We start from the raw sequence: 16,081 nt of genomic DNA on the forward strand, positions 1-16,081 counted from the left end.
AGTTACCGGTCCGGTAACTGCCGCGTCGCATCCCGGCCAAGGGACGTCTGATGGAGTCAGCGACGACCCAACGGTACCGGCGAAGGCCGCCGACGCCGCGCAGGACGCGCCATGATCATCGCACCCGCGCCGCCGGCCACCAGCAGCACGCCGACCGCGGCCAGGGACTCGCTCGCCGAACCGGTCACAGGCAGGGCACCGACCGGAGTACCGGTGATCGGGGTCCCGGTGCCGCCACCCGAGCCGCCCGGGGTGTCGGGAGGAGTCTCGCTACCGCTGCCGCCGCCCGGGGTGTCGGGGGGAGTCGGGGTCTCCGGAGGAGTCTCGCCACCGCTGCCGCCGCCCGGGCCGCCGTAGTCACCGCCCGGCGGGGTGTCGCCGCCGTTACCGCCGCCCGCACCACCACCGGGGGTGTCGACGACGCACGTGTCGCCACCCGTACCGCCGCCCGTGCCGCCGCCGTAGCCACCGCCGGCCGGGGCACCGTAGCCGCTGCCCGCCGCCCCGGCGCCGCCGCCGGACCCGGCGACCGACTGGCCGAGGATCGCGACGCTGTTGTCGCAGATGTTCACCGGGGCCTGCACGGTGGTGTCGACCTGGTTGCCGCCGAGAAGGCCATCGCCTCCGAACAGGCCGGATCCCTGCCCGACCGTGGAGAGCGTCGTGTCCAGTGAGCGCAGCGCGCCGTCGGGCAGCGGGTCGCCCGGAGCGGCGTGTGCCGCGGCTGCGGGTAGCAGCCCGGCACAGCCGATCGCGCCGGCCGCCATCGCTTTGACCAGTACCTTCATGTCTCAACTCCCAGGCCGCGCCGTCCAGCGGCGCCCGATACCGGATGTCTGAAAAGCTTCCGCACTATATGCACGTTTCGCGGAAAAATAGCCGAAAGGCCGGCGTGTTCAGTCCGACACGCGACCCGACTCACCCACTCCGGTGACTTCGGGAATCCTCCGAGCGCCCGCGTCAGTTAGACCACACCGCCCCGCACCGGCGCCGTTTCGCCGCCTTCTGGTGTTGGATCGAGTCATGGAGCACGAAACGCGACAGCCCGAAGTACGCAAGACCGACGAGGAATGGCGGGCGATCCTGTCTCCGGCCGAGTTCCACGTGCTGCGCCAGGCCGGTACCGAGGCGCCCTGGACCGGTGAGTACGTGTCCACCAAGGCCAAGGGCGTGTACCGGTGCCGCGCCTGCGCAGCCGAACTGTTCGCCAGCGACACCAAGTTCGAATCGCACTGTGGCTGGCCCAGCTACTGGAGCCCGCTGGCCGAGGACCGGGTACGCCTCATCGAGGACAAGTCGCTCGGGATGCAGCGCATCGAGGTGCGCTGCGCCGCGTGCGACTCCCACCTGGGCCATGTGTTCGAGGGCGAGGGCTACCCGACCCCGACCGACCTGCGGTACTGCATCAACAGCGTCAGCCTGCGCCTGGAGCCGGCCGAGTAGTTTGAGCGGGTGACTCTCCGGACCGCCCGCTTCGCCGAGCTCGACGCCGCCACGCTGTACGCCCTGCTGCGACTGCGGATCGACGTGTTCGTGGTCGAGCAGAAGTGCCCGTACCCGGAACTGGACGGCCGGGACCTCGAGCCCGACACGATTCACCTGTGGCTCGACCACGACGGTGAGCCGGCCTCGTACCTGCGGATCCTGGTCGACCACGACGCGGCGCGCATCGGCCGGGTCTGCACCGCGCCCACCCACCGCGGCGAGGGTCTGGCGACGCGCATGATGGCGGCGGCGCTCGACCTGATCGGCGACCGACCGTGCGTACTGGACGCCCAGTCGTACCTGGTCGGCTTCTACGCCGGGTTCGGCTTCCAGGTCAGCGGGGCGGAGTTCGTGGAGGACGGCATCCCGCACGTACCGATGCGCCGCTAACCGCGCCGTCCGCGGACGGCGCGGTCAGCGGCGGGGCGGCGCCGTCGACGGCGAGTTACGGCAGGGCGGCCACGATGTCGCCGACGGACCGGCGGCGACCGGTGTAGAACGGCACCTCCAGCCGGACGTGCCGGCGGGCGCCGGAGGCGCGCAGATCGCGCATCAGGTCGACGATCCGGTGCAGGTCGTCGGCCTCGAAGGCGAGCATCCACTCGTAGTCGCCGAGCGCGAACGAGGCGACCGTGTTGGCCCGCACGTCCGGGTACCCGCGCGCCTGCCGGCCGTGCTCGGCCAGCAGGTCCCGGCGCTCCTCGTCCGGAAGCAGGTACCACTCGTACGAGCGCACGAACGGGTACACGCAGACGTATTTGCGGGGGTGCTCGTCGGCCAGGAACGCCGGCAGGTGGCTCTTGTTGAACTCCGCCGGGCGGTGCAGCGCCATCTGCGACCACACCGGCTCCAGGTGCCGCCCGAGCGCGGTGCGCCGCAGCATCCCGTACGCCTCCTGGAGCGCGTCGGCGCTGGACGAGTGCCACCACACCATCACGTCGGCGTCGGCACGCAGACCGGACACGTCGTACGTGCCCCGCACCACCACGTCCTTGTCTGCCAGCTGGCCGAACAGACCGTCGACCTCGGCGGCGACCTCACTGCGCGGGGCCGGGCCGAGGGGGTCGGTCACCCGGAACACCGACCACATCGTGTACCGGATCGTGGCGTTCAGTTCGCGGATGCGGGCAGCGTTGGTCTGGGACTCGGTCATGACTTCAATCCTTCCAGAACCCGGTCGGCGGCCGTCTGACCGGACCGGACGCAGGCGGGGATGCCGACCCCGTCGTAGGCGGCGCCGGCGAGGGCGACCGTCGCAGGCAGGACCGACCGCGCGGCGGCCACCCGGTCGAGATGGCCCGGGGCGTACTGCGGCAGCGCGCCGCCCCAGCGCTGGACGCGGGCCTCGATCGGCTCCGGCAACGGCCGCCCCAGCAGCGCACCCAGGTCGGCGCGGGCCAGCCCGATCAGTCCGTCATCGTCGCGCTGGAGGACCCGCTCGTCGCCGTAGCGTCCCAGCGAGGTCCGGACCAGCGTGACCCCCGGGCGGCCCAGGTGGGCCCACTTGCGGTCGAAGAAGGTGGCCGCCTTGATGGCGTACCCCTCGGACGCCGGCACCAGCAGGCCGGACAGCTGCGGCAGCTCGAACTCGGGCAGCGCGAGGGTGACCAGCGCGACGCTCGCATAGTCCAGCACCCCGACGCGGGCACCTGCGCCGGATTCGATCTCACCCAGCAGCCGGGCGGCGGGCGCCGCCGGGGTGGCGAGGATCACCGCGTCCGCGTCGATCGTCTCCGGCTCGCGGGTGGAGCCGACGGTGACCCGCCAGCCGGTACCGGCGGGTGTGATCGCGCGGACCGGCAGGCCGAGGCGGATGTCGGCGCCGTCCAGCCGGTCCACCACACGCGCGACCAGCCGCCCCACTCCCCCGAGGATGGTGCCGAAGATCGGGCCACTGTTCGCCGGGCGGTCCGCCAGCGCCGCCCGTACCGCGCCGGTCAGGGTGTGCTCGCGCCGGCAGGTCGCGGCCAGGCCGGGCATGGTGGTGGCGAGCGAGAGTCCGTCGGCGCGGCCGGCGTACACCCCGCCGAGCATCGGGTCGACGAGCCGGTCGGCCACCTCGTCGCCGAAGCGGGCACGTACCAGCGCGCCGACGGCCACGTCCTCGTCCGGACCCAGCAGCGGCCGGCCCGCGTCGCGGTCGCGGTCCGCCACGGCGGCGACGCCGTCGAGCGCGGCCGGATCCCCGGGTACGCCCATCAGCGTGCCCGCAGGCATCGGCCGCAGCCGTCCGCCCACGGCGAGCGCGGCCCTGCCGATCGCCGGGTACACCACCTCGTCAGCCAGGCCCACCGCGCCGGCCAGCTCGACCGCGGCGCTCGGCCGGCCGGCCGGGTCCCGCAGCGCGAACGCCTCGGCTCCGAGATCCACCGGCCCGCCGGCCAGCTCGACGGTGTGGAGCTTCCCGCCCAGCCGGCCGGACTGCTCCACGAGCACCACCTCGGCGCCCTGCTCCACCAGCCGGTACGCGGCGGCCAGCCCGCTGATGCCGCCACCGACGACCACGATGCGCATGTACCTATCGAATCGCGCGGGCCTGTGATCTTCACGCCCGGGGTGCCCGTAAGGTGACCGAGGTGACCATGACCACAAACCCCGTCGCCGTGATCACCGGCGCCGCCCAGGGCATCGGCCGGCGTACCGCCGAACTGCTCGCCGCCTCCGGGTACGACCTCGCGCTGCTCGACCGGTCGCTGGTGACCGGCTTCGACGCCCTCACCGTCATGGGCGACGTATCCGACGACGGCGACGTCCGTGCGTTCGCGCGCGTCGTCCAGGCCCGGTACGGACGGGTGGACGTCCTGGTCAACAACGCCGGCATCTCCTGCATCGGCCCGGCCGAGGAGACCCCGGCCGATCTGTGGCGGCAGGTCCTGGAGGTCAACCTGACCGGCCCGTTCCTGCTCTCGCAGGCGTTCGGCCGGCAGATGCTGGCGCAGGGCTCCGGTTCGATCGTGAACATCGCCTCGGTGGCCGGCCTGCGCGGGATCGGCGACCGGGCGGCGTACAACGCCAGCAAGCACGGCCTGATCGGGCTCACCCGCACCCTGGCGGTGGAGTGGGGCGGGCGTGGTGTGCGGGTCAACGCGGTCTGCCCGGGCTGGGTGAAGACCGAGATGGACTCCGCCGACCAGGCGTCGGGCGGGTACGTCGACACCGACATCACCGAGCACACCCCGGCCGGGCGGTTCGCCAGCCCCGAGGACATCGCGCAGGCGGTGGCGTTCCTGGCCGATCCGGCGCGCAGCGGGTACGTCAACGGCGCGGCCCTGTCGGTCGACGGCGGCTGGGCCGCCGACGGCTCCTGGCCCTCGCTACGCCTCGACGCCCGCGGGCGCTGATCTTTCCCGGGGGAACCCGCCGCTAGCGCGCGGACAGCTCGTGGACCAGTTCGACCACGCGGGTCAGTGCGCCGGGGTCGGTCTCCGGCAGCACCCCGTGGCCGAGGTTGAACACGTGACCCGGCGCCGCCCGGCCCTCGTCCAGCACCCGGCGGACCTCAGCCTCGACCACGTCCGGCGGCGCGAACAGCGTGCACGGGTCGAGGTTGCCCTGTACCGCCTTGTCCGGTCCGATGCGCCGGGTGGCGACGTCGAGCGGGGTACGCCAGTCGACGCCCACCACGTCGGCGCCGGCCTCGCCCATCGCCCCGAGCAGTTCGGCGGTACCGACGCCGAAGTGGATCCGCGGCACCTCGCGGACGCCCTCCAGGACGCTCGTCGAGTGCGGCAGGACGTACCGGCGGTAGTCGCGTTCCGAGAGCGCACCGGCCCACGAGTCGAACAGCTGGACCGCGGCCACGCCAGCGTCGACCTGTACCCGCAGGAACGTCCGGGTGATGTCGGCGAGCCGGGCGCAGAGCGCGTGCCAGATGTCCGGAGCCCCGTACATGAGCGCCTTGGTCCGGGCGTGGGTGCGCGACGGTCCACCCTCGACGAGGTAGCTGGCCAGGGTGAACGGCGCCCCGGCGAACCCGATGAGCGGCGTCGTGCCCAGCTCGCGCTTGAGCAGCCCGATCGCCTCCGCGACGTAGTCGACCTGCTCGGGTGCGAGCTTCGGGATCGCCTCGACGTCGGTCAGGGCGGCCACCGGGTTGGCGACCACCGGTCCGGTACCGGGCACGATGTCCAGGTCCACGCCGGCGGCGGCGAGGGGTACGACGATGTCGCTGAACAGGATCGCGGCGTCCACCCCGTGCCGGCGTACCGGTTGGAGCGTGATCTCGCAGACGAGGTCGGGGCGCCGGCACGACTCCAGCATGCCGATGCCGGACCGCACCTCCCGGTACTCGGGTAGCGAGCGCCCGGCCTGGCGCATGAACCAGACCGGCGTGTACGGCACGGGTTGGCGACGGCAGGCGCGCAGGAACGGCGAGTCGGCGATGGCGGGGTTCGGCGAAGATGGGCTCATCGCACGCAATCGTGCCATGTACGGAGCACGGCGCCGCCGGGGACGCGTCTACACAACGGTCAGCACGGGATCAGGAGCCCTCAGTAACCGAAAAATAGGGACATCAGCGACGGCCGGTGACGCAAGCGGCGCGGATGTTCGGCGCGGCGCCGCCGTTGGAGGGCTCAACCAGGCCTACGCTTCGGTCATGGCGCCCTCGACCGTCCCCCCGGAGGCGTTCACCCGCGCCGTCGCCCGCCTGCGAGGCGGGCAGCACCGACCCGAGATCACCCTCGAGGAGGTGTCCGCGCCGCAGCGGCTCGCGCCGTTCGGGTACGCGATGAGCGGCACCGTGCGGCGCGACGGCGACGAGGTGGCGACCGGGCGGCTCATCCTGCTGTACGACCCCGCCGGCCACGAGGCGTGGGAGGGCACGATGCGACTCGTCACGTACGTGACGGCGGAGCTCGAGCCGGAACTCGCCACCGACCCGCTGCTACCCGGCGTCGGGTGGAGCTGGCTGGTGGACGCCCTGGAGGCCAACGGCGCCGCGTACACCACGCTAGCCGGCACGGTGACGCAGACCCTGTCCACCCGCTTCGGCGGTCTCACCGGACCGCCGAGCAGCGCCGACGTCGAGATCCGCGCGTCCTGGACCCCGCTCGACGAGGACCTGGCCGTCCATCTGGAGGGGTGGTGCGCGCTGCTCGCGTTGACGGCCGGGCTGCCGCCACCCGGAGTGACCGCGCTGCCCGAGCCCCGGCCGCCCGTTCCGGCGGCCCGGTCGTAGGCCCTCGGAGAAGCGGCTACCCCGACGCGCCGACCCGGCTGCACAAGAGCGCAACCTCGGCGCCGTACGGTAGGGCCGTGACCGACGAAGCCCCCCAACGCCGTCGGGAAGCGAATGGACCGGCGCAGGGCGGCGAAGCCGCGGCGACCTCCGAGTCGGTCCTGCTCACCGCTCCCCGTGACGGCACACCGCCCCCTGTCACCACACCGGACGAACTCGCCGACGTCGTCCGGCGATTCGCCGCGGGTACCGGTCCGGTCGCGGTCGACGCCGAACGCGCCTCGGGTTACCGGTACTCGCACCGGGCGTACCTGGTGCAGTTGCGGCGGGAGGGTGCCGGCACCGCTCTGATCGACCCGATCGAGCTGCCCGACCTGAGCGCGCTGGGCGAGGCGATCGCCGACGCGGAGTGGGTACTGCACGCGGCCAGCCAGGACCTGCCGTGCCTGGCCGAGGTGGGACTGCTGCCGCTGCGGCTGTTCGACACGGAACTGGCCGCCCGGCTGGCCGGCTTCGAGCGGGTCGGCCTGGCCGCGCTGACCGAGTCGCTGCTCGGGTACGCCCTGGAGAAGCACCACTCAGCCGCCGACTGGTCGACCCGACCGCTGCCCGAGTCCTGGCTGAGCTACGCGGCGCTCGACGTGGAGCTGCTGATCGGCCTGCGCGACGCCCTCGCGGCGGAGCTGGAGCGGCAGGGCAAGGCCGAGTGGGCGGCCGAGGAGTTCGCGTCGCTCGTCGCCGGCGCCGGGCAGCCGCCCCGGGTCCGCCCCGACCCGTGGCGGCGCACCTCGGGCATCCACCGGGTACGCGGGGCGCGGGCGCTGTCACGGGTACGCGCGCTCTGGTACGCCCGGGACGCGATCGCCGCCCGCCGGGACACCACGCCCGGCCGGGTACTGCCCGACGCCGCGATCGTGGCCGCTGCCGAGTCCGACCCCAAGGACGAGCGGGCCCTGGTGTCGCTGCCCGGCTTCGGCGGCCGCTCGGGGCGGCGGATGGCCGGTACCTGGCTCAACGCCCTCAGCGACGCCCGGACGCTGCGCGACGACCAGCTGCCGGTGACGGGGCCGGCGGAGGGGCCTCCCCCGCCGCACCGCTGGGCCGAGCGGGATCCCGACGCGGCGGCGCGGCTGGCCCGCTCCCGCGAGGTGGTCACCGGCCTCGCCACGACTCACCGACTCCCGCCGGAGAACCTGATCGCGCCGGACTCGGTCCGCCGGCTGGCCTGGTCGCCACCCGACCCGCTGGACGAGGACGCGGTACGCGAGGTGCTGGCCGGCTTCGGGGCGCGACGCTGGCAGATCGACCTGATCGCGCCCGGCCTGACCGAGGCGCTCCGCGGCCCGGCCGCGGCCTGATCCTCGGCTCGGTCGTCGATCGGTGTGGGTCGGACCACAAGAACGGGTCGCCGCCGATGACCTACTGGCGAGTAACATCGGCGGAAAAGGACCGCCCGCTAGGAGGCTCTCCGTGCCCCGTACCGTCCGCGACGTCGTCTTCGTCGACGGTGTGCGCACCCCTTTCGGCAAGGCCGGAGGGATGTATGCGAACACCCGCGCCGATGACCTCGTCATTCGCTGCATTCGTGAGCTGCTGCGGCGCAACCCGCAGCTGCCGCCAGAGCGCGTCGAGGAGGTCGCGATCGCCGCGACCACCCAGATCGGTGACCAGGGGCTGACGCTCGGCCGCGTCGCCGCCCTGCTGGCCGGTCTACCCAAGACCACTCCCGGCTACTCGATCGACCGCATGTGCGCCGGCGCGATGACCGCCGTCACCACGGTCTCCTCCAGCATCGCCATGGGCGCCCTCGACATCGCCATTGCCGGCGGCGTCGAGCACATGGGCCGCCACCCGATGGGCGAGGGCGTCGACCCCAACCCGCGCATCATCGCCGAGAAGCTCGTCGACCCGTCCGCGCTGGTCATGGGCTCCACCGCGGAGAACCTGCACGACCGGCTGCCGGAGATCACCAAGCAGCGCGTGGACGCGTTCGCGCTGGCCTCACAGCAGAAGACCGCGAAGGCGTACGCCAACGGCAAGCTCCAGCCCGACCTGGTACCCGTCGCCGTCCGCGACCCGGAGGCCGGCTGGGGCCTGGCGAGCGTCGACGAGGCGCCGCGCGAGACCAGCCTGGAGAAGCTGGCCACGCTCAAGACCCCGTTCCGCCCGCACGGCCGGGTCACCGCCGGTAACGCGGCCGGCCTCAACGACGGCGCCACCGCCGCGATCCTCGCCGCCGAGGACGTGGCCCGCGAGCTGGGCCTGCCGGTTGGCGCGCGGCTGGTCAGCTACGGCTTCGTCGGCGTCGAGCCGGAGATCATGGGGTACGGCCCGGTCCCGTCGACCGAGAAGGCCCTGAAGATCGCCGGTCTGACCATCGACGACATCGGCCTGTTCGAGCTGAACGAGGCGTTCGCGGTCCAGGTACTGGCGTTCTTGGACCACTTCGGCATCGCCGACGACGACCCGCGGGTCAACCCCTGGGGCGGCGCGATCGCGATCGGCCACCCGCTCGCGTCCTCCGGCATCCGCCTGATGACGCAGCTGTCGCGGCAGTTCGCCGAGCGCCCCGACGTGCGGTACGGCGTGACCGCCATGTGCATCGGCATCGGCATGGGCGGCACGGTCATCTGGGAGAACCCTGCCTGGGAGGGAAACAAGTGACGCAGCCGGTCATCAACGAGGTCGTCACCAAGGCGCTCGTACGCTTCACCACCATCCCGGGGCTGGACGGCGAGGCCGCGCTCATCACGCTCGACAACGGGCACGACCACACCAAGCCCAACACCCTCGGCCCGGGCGGCCTGGCCAGCCTGGACGCCGCGATCGACGCCGCGATCGAGCGCAACCCGCGCTTCATCGCCGTCACCGGCAAGCCGTACATCTTCTGCGTCGGCGCCGACATCACGGTCATCCCGCAGGCCCGCGGCCGCGAGGACGCGCTGGAGACCGGCCGGCTCGGCCACCGGGTGTTCAAGCGGCTCAAGGACTCCCAGATCCCGACGTTCGCGTTCGTCAACGGCGCGGCCATGGGCGGTGGCCTGGAGCTGGCGCTGCACTGCCACTACCGGACCCTGTCCACCGGCGCGGCAGCGCTCGCGCTGCCCGAGGTCTCGCTGGGCCTCGTGCCCGGCTGGGGCGGCACCCAGCTGCTGCCCAACCTGGTCGGCATCATCAACGCGGCGACGGTGATCCTGTCCAACCCGCTGATGATGAACAAGATGCTCAAGCCCAAGCAGGCGCGGGAGATGGGCATCGCCGACGAGCTGTTCGAGGCGGCCGACTTCCTGGAGCGGTCGCTGGAGTGGGCGGCGGGCGTGGTCCGCGGCGACATCGCCGTGGAGCGGCCGGAGATCGACCGGGACAGCTGGGACGGCGTGCTCGAGTTCGCGAAGGCGACGCTCGACGAGAAGCTGCACGGCGCGCACCCGGCCGCGTACAAGGCCCTCGAGCTGCTCGCCCTGGCCAAGGACGCGCCGTTCTCCACCGGCACCGCCGCCGAGGACGAGGCCCTGGCCGACCTGGTGTTCAGCGAGGAGCTGCGCAGCGGCCTGTACTCGTTCGACCTGGTGCAGCGGCGGGCCAAGCGGCCGGCCGGCGCGCCGGACAAGGGCCTGGCCCGCGACGTCAACAAGGTGGGCATCGTCGGCGCCGGCCTGATGGCCAGCCAGCTCGCCCTGCTGTTCGCCCGCCGCCTGGAGGTGCCGGTCGTGCTGACCGACCTCGACCAGGCCCGGGTCGACAAGGGCGTCGGGTACGTCCACGCCGAGGTCGACAAGCAGGTCGCCAAGGGCCGGATGGACACCGGCAAGGCCGCCAAGATCAAGGGCCTGGTCAGCGGTTCGGTCGACAAGGGCGCCTTCGCCGACGCGGACTTCGTCATCGAGGCCGTCTTCGAGGACCTGGGCGTCAAGAAGCAGGTCTGGGCCGAGCTCGAGAAGATCGTCAAGCCCGAGGCGGTCCTGGCGACCAACACCTCGTCGCTGTCGGTCACCGCGATGGCCGCCGACCTCGAGCACCCCGAGCGGGTGGTCGGCTTCCACTTCTTCAACCCGGTCGCGATGATGCCGCTGCTGGAGATCGTACGGGCGGAGAAGACCGACGACGCGGCGCTGGCCACCGCGTTCGCGGTCGGCAAGAAGCTGAAGAAGTCCTGCGTACTGGTCAAGGACGCGCCGGCGTTCGTGGTCAACCGGCTGCTCACCCGGTTCCTGGGTGAGGTCTTCGCGGCCGTCGACGCCGGTACCCCACTGGAGGTCGCCAACGCCGCGATCGACCCGCTCGGCCTACCGATGCGCCCGCTGGCGCTGCTGCAACTCGTCGGGCCGGCCGTGGCGCACCACGTCGCGGAGACCATGCACACCGCGTTCCCCGACCGGTACGGCGTCAGCGCCAACCTCGGCCGCATCGTCGAGGCGGGCAAGCCGGGCTTCCTCACCTCCGGCGGCGAGATCGACCCCGAGGTCGCCGCGCTGCTCCAGGTGGGCGACTCCCCACTGACCTCCGACGAACTGCGCAACCGTGCCCTGGAGGCGCTCGCACAGGAGATCCGCCTGATGCTCGACGAGGGCGTCGTGGCGGAGGCGCAGGACATCGACCTGTGCATGATCCTGGGCGCCGGCTGGCCGTTCCACCTGGGCGGCGTCACGCCGTACCTGGACCGGACCGGCGTATCGGAGAAGGTCACCGGCAAGCGGTTCCTGCCCAAGGGCGCGGCCAGTCTGCCCGCCTGACCCGCCCACCCACCTTCATGATCACGGCGCTGGGGCGCTCTCCTACATGATCTTGTGTAGGGGAGCGCCCCTCGTTCTACATCTGGTGCATGTCACACCCGACACGCCGGGAAAGGGACTGGCGCGTTCACGGCTGAACATCAGAATCGACGGATGCGCCTGCCACAGCTCCGTCGCGTCCGCTGGGCCGTACGGGCCACGCTCACCCTCGGCGTGGCCGCCTCCGTCGCCGCCAACATCCTGCACGCCCAGCCGAACCCGATCAGCCAGATCATCGCGGCCTGGCCGCCGCTGGCCCTGCTGCTGACCGTCGAGCTGATCTCGCGGGTACCGGTGCACCGCCGCTCCCTGGCCGCGGTACGCCTCGTGGCCACCTCGACGATCGCCGGCATCGCCGCCTGGGTGTCGTACTGGCACATGGTGGGCGTCGCGGCGCACTACGGCGAGACGGGCCCGTCGCCGTACCTGCTGCCGCTGTCGGTCGACGGCCTCGTGATCGTCGCGAGCGTGAGCCTGGTCGAGCTGGCGGGCCGGATCCGGGTGATGGAGACGGCCGGGGCCACCGGGGCCGCGGGGGCCGAAGCGGTGGCCGCTGAATCGGCGGCCACCGGCCCGGCCGTGGTGGGCGGTCCGGCCGCGATGGGCGGTCCGGCCGTGGTGGGCGGTCCGGCCGCGGTGGGCGGCCCGGCCGTGGTGGGCGGTCCGGCCGTCGATCCGGTCGCGGGCCCCGTACCGGACGGCGTCACCGTCGTGGCGAGGCCGACGTCAGCCGGAGCCCCGGTGGCGCCGTCGACCACGGACGACACCTCCACCAAAGCCCAGCCCAACCGGTCGTCGGCGCCCCGTACCAGCCAGTCGCGCGCCGCGAAGGCCGCCCCGGCGAAGGCGGCGCCACGCAAGCGGGCGGCGGCCACCCCGGCCGACGCCGTCCTGTCACCCGCCGAGCTGGCGGAGCGCGCGGCCCGTATGAAGATGGAACAACCTGGCATCACACAGGCCGCCATAGCTGCGGAGCTGGGCATCACCACCCAGCGCCTGCGCCAGATCAACCGCCAGGCCGTCGCCGCCTGAGCCGGCCCTCTCCCCCATGATCACCGAGAGTTTGGGGCGCTATGGCAGCCACAAGTCTCGGTGATCATGGGGGAGGGGCCGGGGATGCGGGGGGAGCCGGCGCCGGTACGGTCGCCGACCCGGTCAGCAGCGGCGTGGTGGCCGCGCCCGGCAGACGTACCGTCACCTCCAGCCCCCCGCCGTCGAGCGCGATCGCGGTGACGCTGCCCCCGTGCGCGTCGCACACCGCCCGTACGATCGACAGGCCCAGCCCCGAGCCGCGGGCCCCGGTACGTTCCCGGCCGCCGCGCCGGAACGGCTCGAACAGCCCCGGTACGTCGGCGGCCTCCACCTCGAAGCCCGTGTTGCCGACGACCAGCCACGCCTGGGTGGCGTCGGCCCAGGTACGTACCCATACCCGCCCGCCCAGGTGGTTGTAGCGCACCGCGTTCTCGATGAGGTTGCCGGCGAGCCGCTCCACCAGGCCGGGGTCGCCGACCACCGGCGCCGGGGCGAGGTCGGTCGTCACGTCGAGGCTGAGCCTGGACGCCTCCTGGCGTACCGACGACAGCGCCGCCGACGCCCCGGCCGACAGGTCGGCCGGCACCTTCCGCGCCAGCCGCCGGCCGGCCTGTGCCTCGGTACGGGCCAGCAGCAGCAGCGAGTCCACCAGCGCGTTCGCGCGGATGGAGGCGTCGCGCACGACGGTGGCCATCCGGCGCAGGTCGGCCACGTCGGCATCGGAGTCCGCGAGGGTCACGTCGATCTCGGTACGCATGACCGCGAGCGGGGTGCGCAGTTCGTGCGAGGCGTTGGCGACGAAGCGTTTCTGGCTCTCGAACGCGGTACCGATCCGGTCGAGCATGGCGTCGAACGTGGCGGCCAGTTCGGCCACCTCGTCGTCCGCGCCGTCGTAGCAGATCCGCTGGTCGAGCGTCTCCCCCGAGAGCCGTCGCGCCGCGGCGGTGACGCTGTGCAGCGGCCGCAGCGCGCGGCCGGCCACCAGGTACGCGCCGATCACACCGGCGGTGCCGATGGCGAGCAGCGCGCCCAGCCCCTTGAGCAGGAGGTCCCGCTCGGCCGCGTGCATCAGCTCGCTCTGCCAGGTACCGGCGTCGACGGTACGGCCGTCGGCGAGCTGCACCTGGGTACCGGCGCGGAGCTGATCGGAGGGGTGCAGCGCGGAGCTGACGACCGTCCACGACAGACCGACCAGCACGGCGCCCGCGCCGATGAGGAGGATTCCGTTGAGGAGGGTCAGCCGCAGCCGCAGCGTCGGCCGGGGACGGCGTGAGGTGCGTGCGTCGTAGAGGGTCATGGCCCCGTCTCCTCCACCCGGATCCGGTAGCCGGCGCCGACCACGGTGTCGATCAGCGCCGGCTCCCCCAGCTTCTTGCGCAGGGTCAGCATGGTCACCCGTACCGTCGTCGTGAACGGATCGGCGTTGGCGTCCCAGACCCGTTCCAGCAGCTCCTCACTCGACACCACGCCACCGTCGGCCTTGAGCAGCTCCTCGAGCACACCGAACTCCTTGCGGGTCAACTCGACCGGCCGGCCGCCCCGGGTCACCACGTGCCGGGCCTGGTCCAGCACGAGGTCGGCGACGGACAGCACCGGCGGGGTGGCCGGGGTGGCCCGCCGCCCGAGGGCCCGCACCCGGGCCACCAACTCGGTGAAGTCGAACGGCTTCGGCAGGTAGTCGTCGGCGCCCAACTGCAGCCCCTCGACCCGGTCGGCGACGCTGCCGCTGGCGGTCAGCATCAGTACCCGCGTCAGCGCCCCCGCCGAGACCAGGGCGGCACAGATCTCGTCCCCGTGCATCCCCGGCAGGTCCCGGTCGAGCACTACCACGTCGTACCTGGTGACAAACGCCATCTCGTGACCGTCCGATCCGTCGTAGGCGACGTCCACGGCCATGCCCTCCCGCCGCAGCCCGCGCGCGATCGCGTCGGCAAGGTTGGCCTCGTCCTCGACCACGAGTACCCGCACCCGGTCGTCTCCTCCCACGTCGCCCAGCACATCCTGCTGGACGTGAAGTCTGCGTGAGCCACGCTAGTGTGACCACCCCGGCGGGAGTCAGGAGGAGTACTCCCAGGCACGGAGAGTGTCTTTCCCACGCGGCAGGCGACGTGGGTACCGCTCGCCCAGCAATCGGCCCGGCCGACCCTAGAGCCTGGGCGCCACCCACGACCGCCACACGCGTACCGACCCATCGATCCCGCGGCAGGCGAAGTACTCCGGCTCGGCCAGGCACGAGCCGTACCGGCCGGGGGCCGAGCCGAGCGTCACGACCCGCAACCGGGCCAGGTCGAGCCGGGCGAACCAGGTACGGCCGGCCAGGGTCACCCCCAGCAGCGGCGCCGCCTGGCGGCGGAGGTCGGCGGTGAGGACCCGCCAGCCCGGGACGATGCCACGCTCCTGTCCGGTACGGACGTCGCGTACCGTCAGCCCGCCCGGCGCCGTCTCGTCCGCGGCGTTGCCCGCCCGCGCGTCGGCCAGCACCGCCCGGTCACCGCTGGTCGCCAGCAGCCTCAGCGAACTGCGCCAGCGCTGCGCACCGTCGCGCGGATCCAGGAAGACCGTCCGCAGCTGCCCGCGCAGGCACAGCATCGGCCCGCAGGCCGCGAGGTCCACATAGCCGGCGCTGCCGCGCAGGTCGGACGGGCCGACGTCGACGCGCACGTCCCACCGCCTGGTGAGGCCGGCGACGTCGTACGCGGTGATGTCGAGTACGGCCGGGCCGCCGCCGAACCGGATGGCCGGGCGCCGGAGCAGCAGCGCCTGGTTGCCGACGATCAGGAGGTCGGGCGCCGGTACGACGTCGCCGCCGAGGGCGGGCGCGTGGCCGCCGGGCGGGGCCGGCCGCGCCAGTTCGGGCAGCACGGTCTGCGCCGTGACCGCCCCGGTGAGCAGGTCGCGGACGACGACCGTACCGTCGCGCGCGACGAACACCACCCACCGCGAGCCGTCGCGGCCGCTGTCAAGGGAGATCCGGTCGACCTCCGGTACCTCGACCGACCAGGCGAGCGCGCCGGTGGCGACGTTGACGGCGTCCCAGTGCACGGGGGTCGCCGGCAAGCCGGTGCCGCAGCCGTACGTGAAGTGCGGCCGGGCCATCACGACCAGCGTGCCGCCGCTGACGAGCCACTCGGCCGTGCCCGGGCGCCGCCACACCTCGCGGCCGGACGCGGTGTCGACGGCGACGGTCGACACCGATCCGGGTGCGGTGCAGGGGTCCGGTACGAACAGGGTCCGGCCGCCGACCTGCCGGACCGTCTCGTACGACGCGGTGGCCGGCGACCCCACCTGCCACAGCCGCTTGCCGTCGCGCAGTCGGTGCGCGAGGACCCGGTTGGGCGCGTACGAGCCGTCGAACAGGTACAGCACGTCGTCGCCCATGTCAAAGTCCGTCGGGGTGAACGGCGTGGTCAGCACCGGGCGCAGCGGTATTAGGGCGGCATCGCCGGGCAGACCGGCCGCGACCAGTACCGCGACGAGGAGTAGGACGAGACGGGCCGGCACCCGTGGCCGGCCCTCGTCGTCAGCGGACGGCGCCGCGCCGGTCAGCTCACCCAGGTCGATAAGCGGCTCGGCGGCCTGTCCCATGCGGTCATTGTGCGGGAGGGACGCCCCG

Annotated in this window: 15 protein-coding genes; 8 read left to right on the forward strand and 7 right to left on the reverse strand. The window is 73.0% G+C overall.

The window, feature by feature from the left end; genetic code table 11:
* Window positions 1–56: 56 nt before the first annotated feature.
* The gene (locus Pme01_RS00335) at window positions 57–788 is read right to left on the reverse strand and encodes a hypothetical protein (RefSeq protein ID WP_168113225.1); all 732 of its coding nucleotides are present in this window, start codon (window positions 786–788) and stop codon (window positions 57–59) included.
* Between the two features lie 235 nt (window positions 789–1,023).
* Between Pme01_RS00335 and msrB the strand changes: the two genes are divergently transcribed.
* Together msrB and Pme01_RS00345 are read left to right on the forward strand one after the other, a co-directional pair.
* Complete coding sequence (msrB, locus tag Pme01_RS00340) at window positions 1,024–1,443, forward strand: peptide-methionine (R)-S-oxide reductase MsrB (protein ID WP_168113224.1); 420 nt, start codon at window positions 1,024–1,026, stop codon at window positions 1,441–1,443.
* A gap of 9 nt (window positions 1,444–1,452) precedes the next feature.
* Window positions 1,453–1,875: a GNAT family N-acetyltransferase gene (locus Pme01_RS00345; RefSeq protein WP_168113223.1), complete on the forward strand. Its 423-nt coding sequence runs from the start codon at window positions 1,453–1,455 to the stop codon at window positions 1,873–1,875.
* A 55-nt stretch (window positions 1,876–1,930) separates the two neighbouring features.
* On the opposite strand, the gene hemQ is transcribed toward Pme01_RS00345, so the two are convergent.
* Window positions 1,931–2,638 carry a hydrogen peroxide-dependent heme synthase gene (gene hemQ / locus Pme01_RS00350; RefSeq protein WP_168113222.1) on the reverse strand — a complete coding sequence of 236 codons (708 nt, stop codon included), beginning with the start codon at window positions 2,636–2,638 and terminating at the stop codon, window positions 1,931–1,933.
* A complete protein-coding gene (gene hemG / locus Pme01_RS00355; protein ID WP_168113221.1) occupies window positions 2,635–3,999 on the reverse strand; it encodes a protoporphyrinogen oxidase in 1,365 nt (454 codons plus the stop codon). The genes hemQ and hemG overlap by 4 nt, the downstream gene beginning before the upstream one ends.
* A 68-nt stretch (window positions 4,000–4,067) precedes the next feature.
* On the opposite strand from hemG, the gene Pme01_RS00360 reads away from it, so the two are divergent.
* A complete protein-coding gene (locus Pme01_RS00360) occupies window positions 4,068–4,826 on the forward strand; it encodes an SDR family NAD(P)-dependent oxidoreductase (protein WP_168113456.1) in 759 nt (252 codons plus the stop codon).
* Between the two features lie 22 nt (window positions 4,827–4,848).
* On the opposite strand, the gene hemE is transcribed toward Pme01_RS00360, so the two are convergent.
* Window positions 4,849–5,895: a uroporphyrinogen decarboxylase gene (gene hemE, locus Pme01_RS00365; protein WP_239087922.1), complete on the reverse strand. Its 1,047-nt coding sequence runs from the start codon at window positions 5,893–5,895 to the stop codon at window positions 4,849–4,851.
* 187 nt (window positions 5,896–6,082) lie between these two features.
* Between hemE and Pme01_RS00370 the strand changes: the two genes are divergently transcribed.
* The 5 genes from Pme01_RS00370 (at window position 6,083) to Pme01_RS30725 (ending at window position 12,468) form a co-directional block, all read left to right on the forward strand.
* Complete coding sequence (locus tag Pme01_RS00370) at window positions 6,083–6,664, forward strand: DUF3000 domain-containing protein (protein WP_168113219.1); 582 nt, start codon at window positions 6,083–6,085, stop codon at window positions 6,662–6,664.
* Between the two features lie 77 nt (window positions 6,665–6,741).
* The gene (locus tag Pme01_RS00375; protein WP_373315422.1) at window positions 6,742–8,022 is read left to right on the forward strand and encodes a ribonuclease D; all 1,281 of its coding nucleotides are present in this window, start codon (window positions 6,742–6,744) and stop codon (window positions 8,020–8,022) included.
* A 112-nt stretch (window positions 8,023–8,134) separates the two neighbouring features.
* Entirely contained in the window at window positions 8,135–9,328 is a 1,194-nt protein-coding gene (locus Pme01_RS00380; protein ID WP_168113218.1) for a thiolase family protein, read from the forward strand.
* Window positions 9,325–11,397, forward strand: a complete 2,073-nt coding sequence (locus tag Pme01_RS00385; RefSeq protein ID WP_168113217.1) for a 3-hydroxyacyl-CoA dehydrogenase NAD-binding domain-containing protein — start codon at window positions 9,325–9,327, stop codon at window positions 11,395–11,397. Before Pme01_RS00380 ends, Pme01_RS00385 begins: the two co-directional genes overlap by 4 nt.
* Before the next feature lie 153 nt (window positions 11,398–11,550).
* On the forward strand, window positions 11,551–12,468 hold the full coding sequence (locus Pme01_RS30725; protein WP_168113216.1) for a DUF2637 domain-containing protein: 918 nt from the start codon (window positions 11,551–11,553) through the stop codon (window positions 12,466–12,468).
* A 64-nt stretch (window positions 12,469–12,532) separates the two neighbouring features.
* On the opposite strand, the gene Pme01_RS00395 is transcribed toward Pme01_RS30725, so the two are convergent.
* The 3 genes from Pme01_RS00395 to Pme01_RS00405 form a co-directional block, all read right to left on the reverse strand.
* Window positions 12,533–13,765 (reverse strand): sensor histidine kinase, encoded by a 1,233-nt coding sequence (locus Pme01_RS00395; RefSeq protein ID WP_168113215.1) that lies wholly within the window; start codon window positions 13,763–13,765, stop codon window positions 12,533–12,535.
* Window positions 13,762–14,436 (reverse strand): response regulator transcription factor, encoded by a 675-nt coding sequence (locus Pme01_RS00400; protein ID WP_168113214.1) that lies wholly within the window; start codon window positions 14,434–14,436, stop codon window positions 13,762–13,764. Before Pme01_RS00400 ends, Pme01_RS00395 begins: the two co-directional genes overlap by 4 nt.
* A 177-nt stretch (window positions 14,437–14,613) precedes the next feature.
* Window positions 14,614–16,053, reverse strand: coding sequence for an outer membrane protein assembly factor BamB family protein (locus Pme01_RS00405; protein WP_168113213.1), 1,440 nt, complete (start codon window positions 16,051–16,053; stop codon window positions 14,614–14,616).
* Window positions 16,054–16,081 lie beyond the last annotated feature (28 nt).

The sequence above is a fragment of the Planosporangium mesophilum genome (assembly GCF_016863255.1).
GTDB classification, from domain to species: domain Bacteria; phylum Actinomycetota; class Actinomycetes; order Mycobacteriales; family Micromonosporaceae; genus Planosporangium; species Planosporangium mesophilum.

Coding starts and splice junctions, on each gene's coding strand:
- Pme01_RS00335 (WP_168113225.1), bottom strand. CDS start 788: ATGAAGGTACTGGTCAAAGCGATGGCGGCCGGCGCGATCGGCTGTGCC.
- msrB (WP_168113224.1), top strand. CDS start 1,024: ATGGAGCACGAAACGCGACAGCCCGAAGTACGCAAGACCGACGAGGAA.
- hemQ (WP_168113222.1), bottom strand. CDS start 2,638: ATGACCGAGTCCCAGACCAACGCTGCCCGCATCCGCGAACTGAACGCC.
- hemG (WP_168113221.1), bottom strand. CDS start 3,999: ATGCGCATCGTGGTCGTCGGTGGCGGCATCAGCGGGCTGGCCGCCGCG.
- Pme01_RS00360 (WP_168113456.1), top strand. CDS start 4,068: ATGACCACAAACCCCGTCGCCGTGATCACCGGCGCCGCCCAGGGCATC.
- hemE (WP_239087922.1), bottom strand. CDS start 5,895: ATGAGCCCATCTTCGCCGAACCCCGCCATCGCCGACTCGCCGTTCCTG.
- Pme01_RS00370 (WP_168113219.1), top strand. CDS start 6,083: ATGGCGCCCTCGACCGTCCCCCCGGAGGCGTTCACCCGCGCCGTCGCC.
- Pme01_RS30725 (WP_168113216.1), top strand. CDS start 11,551: ATGCGCCTGCCACAGCTCCGTCGCGTCCGCTGGGCCGTACGGGCCACG.
- Pme01_RS00395 (WP_168113215.1), bottom strand. CDS start 13,765: ATGACCCTCTACGACGCACGCACCTCACGCCGTCCCCGGCCGACGCTG.
- Pme01_RS00405 (WP_168113213.1), bottom strand. CDS start 16,053: ATGGGACAGGCCGCCGAGCCGCTTATCGACCTGGGTGAGCTGACCGGC.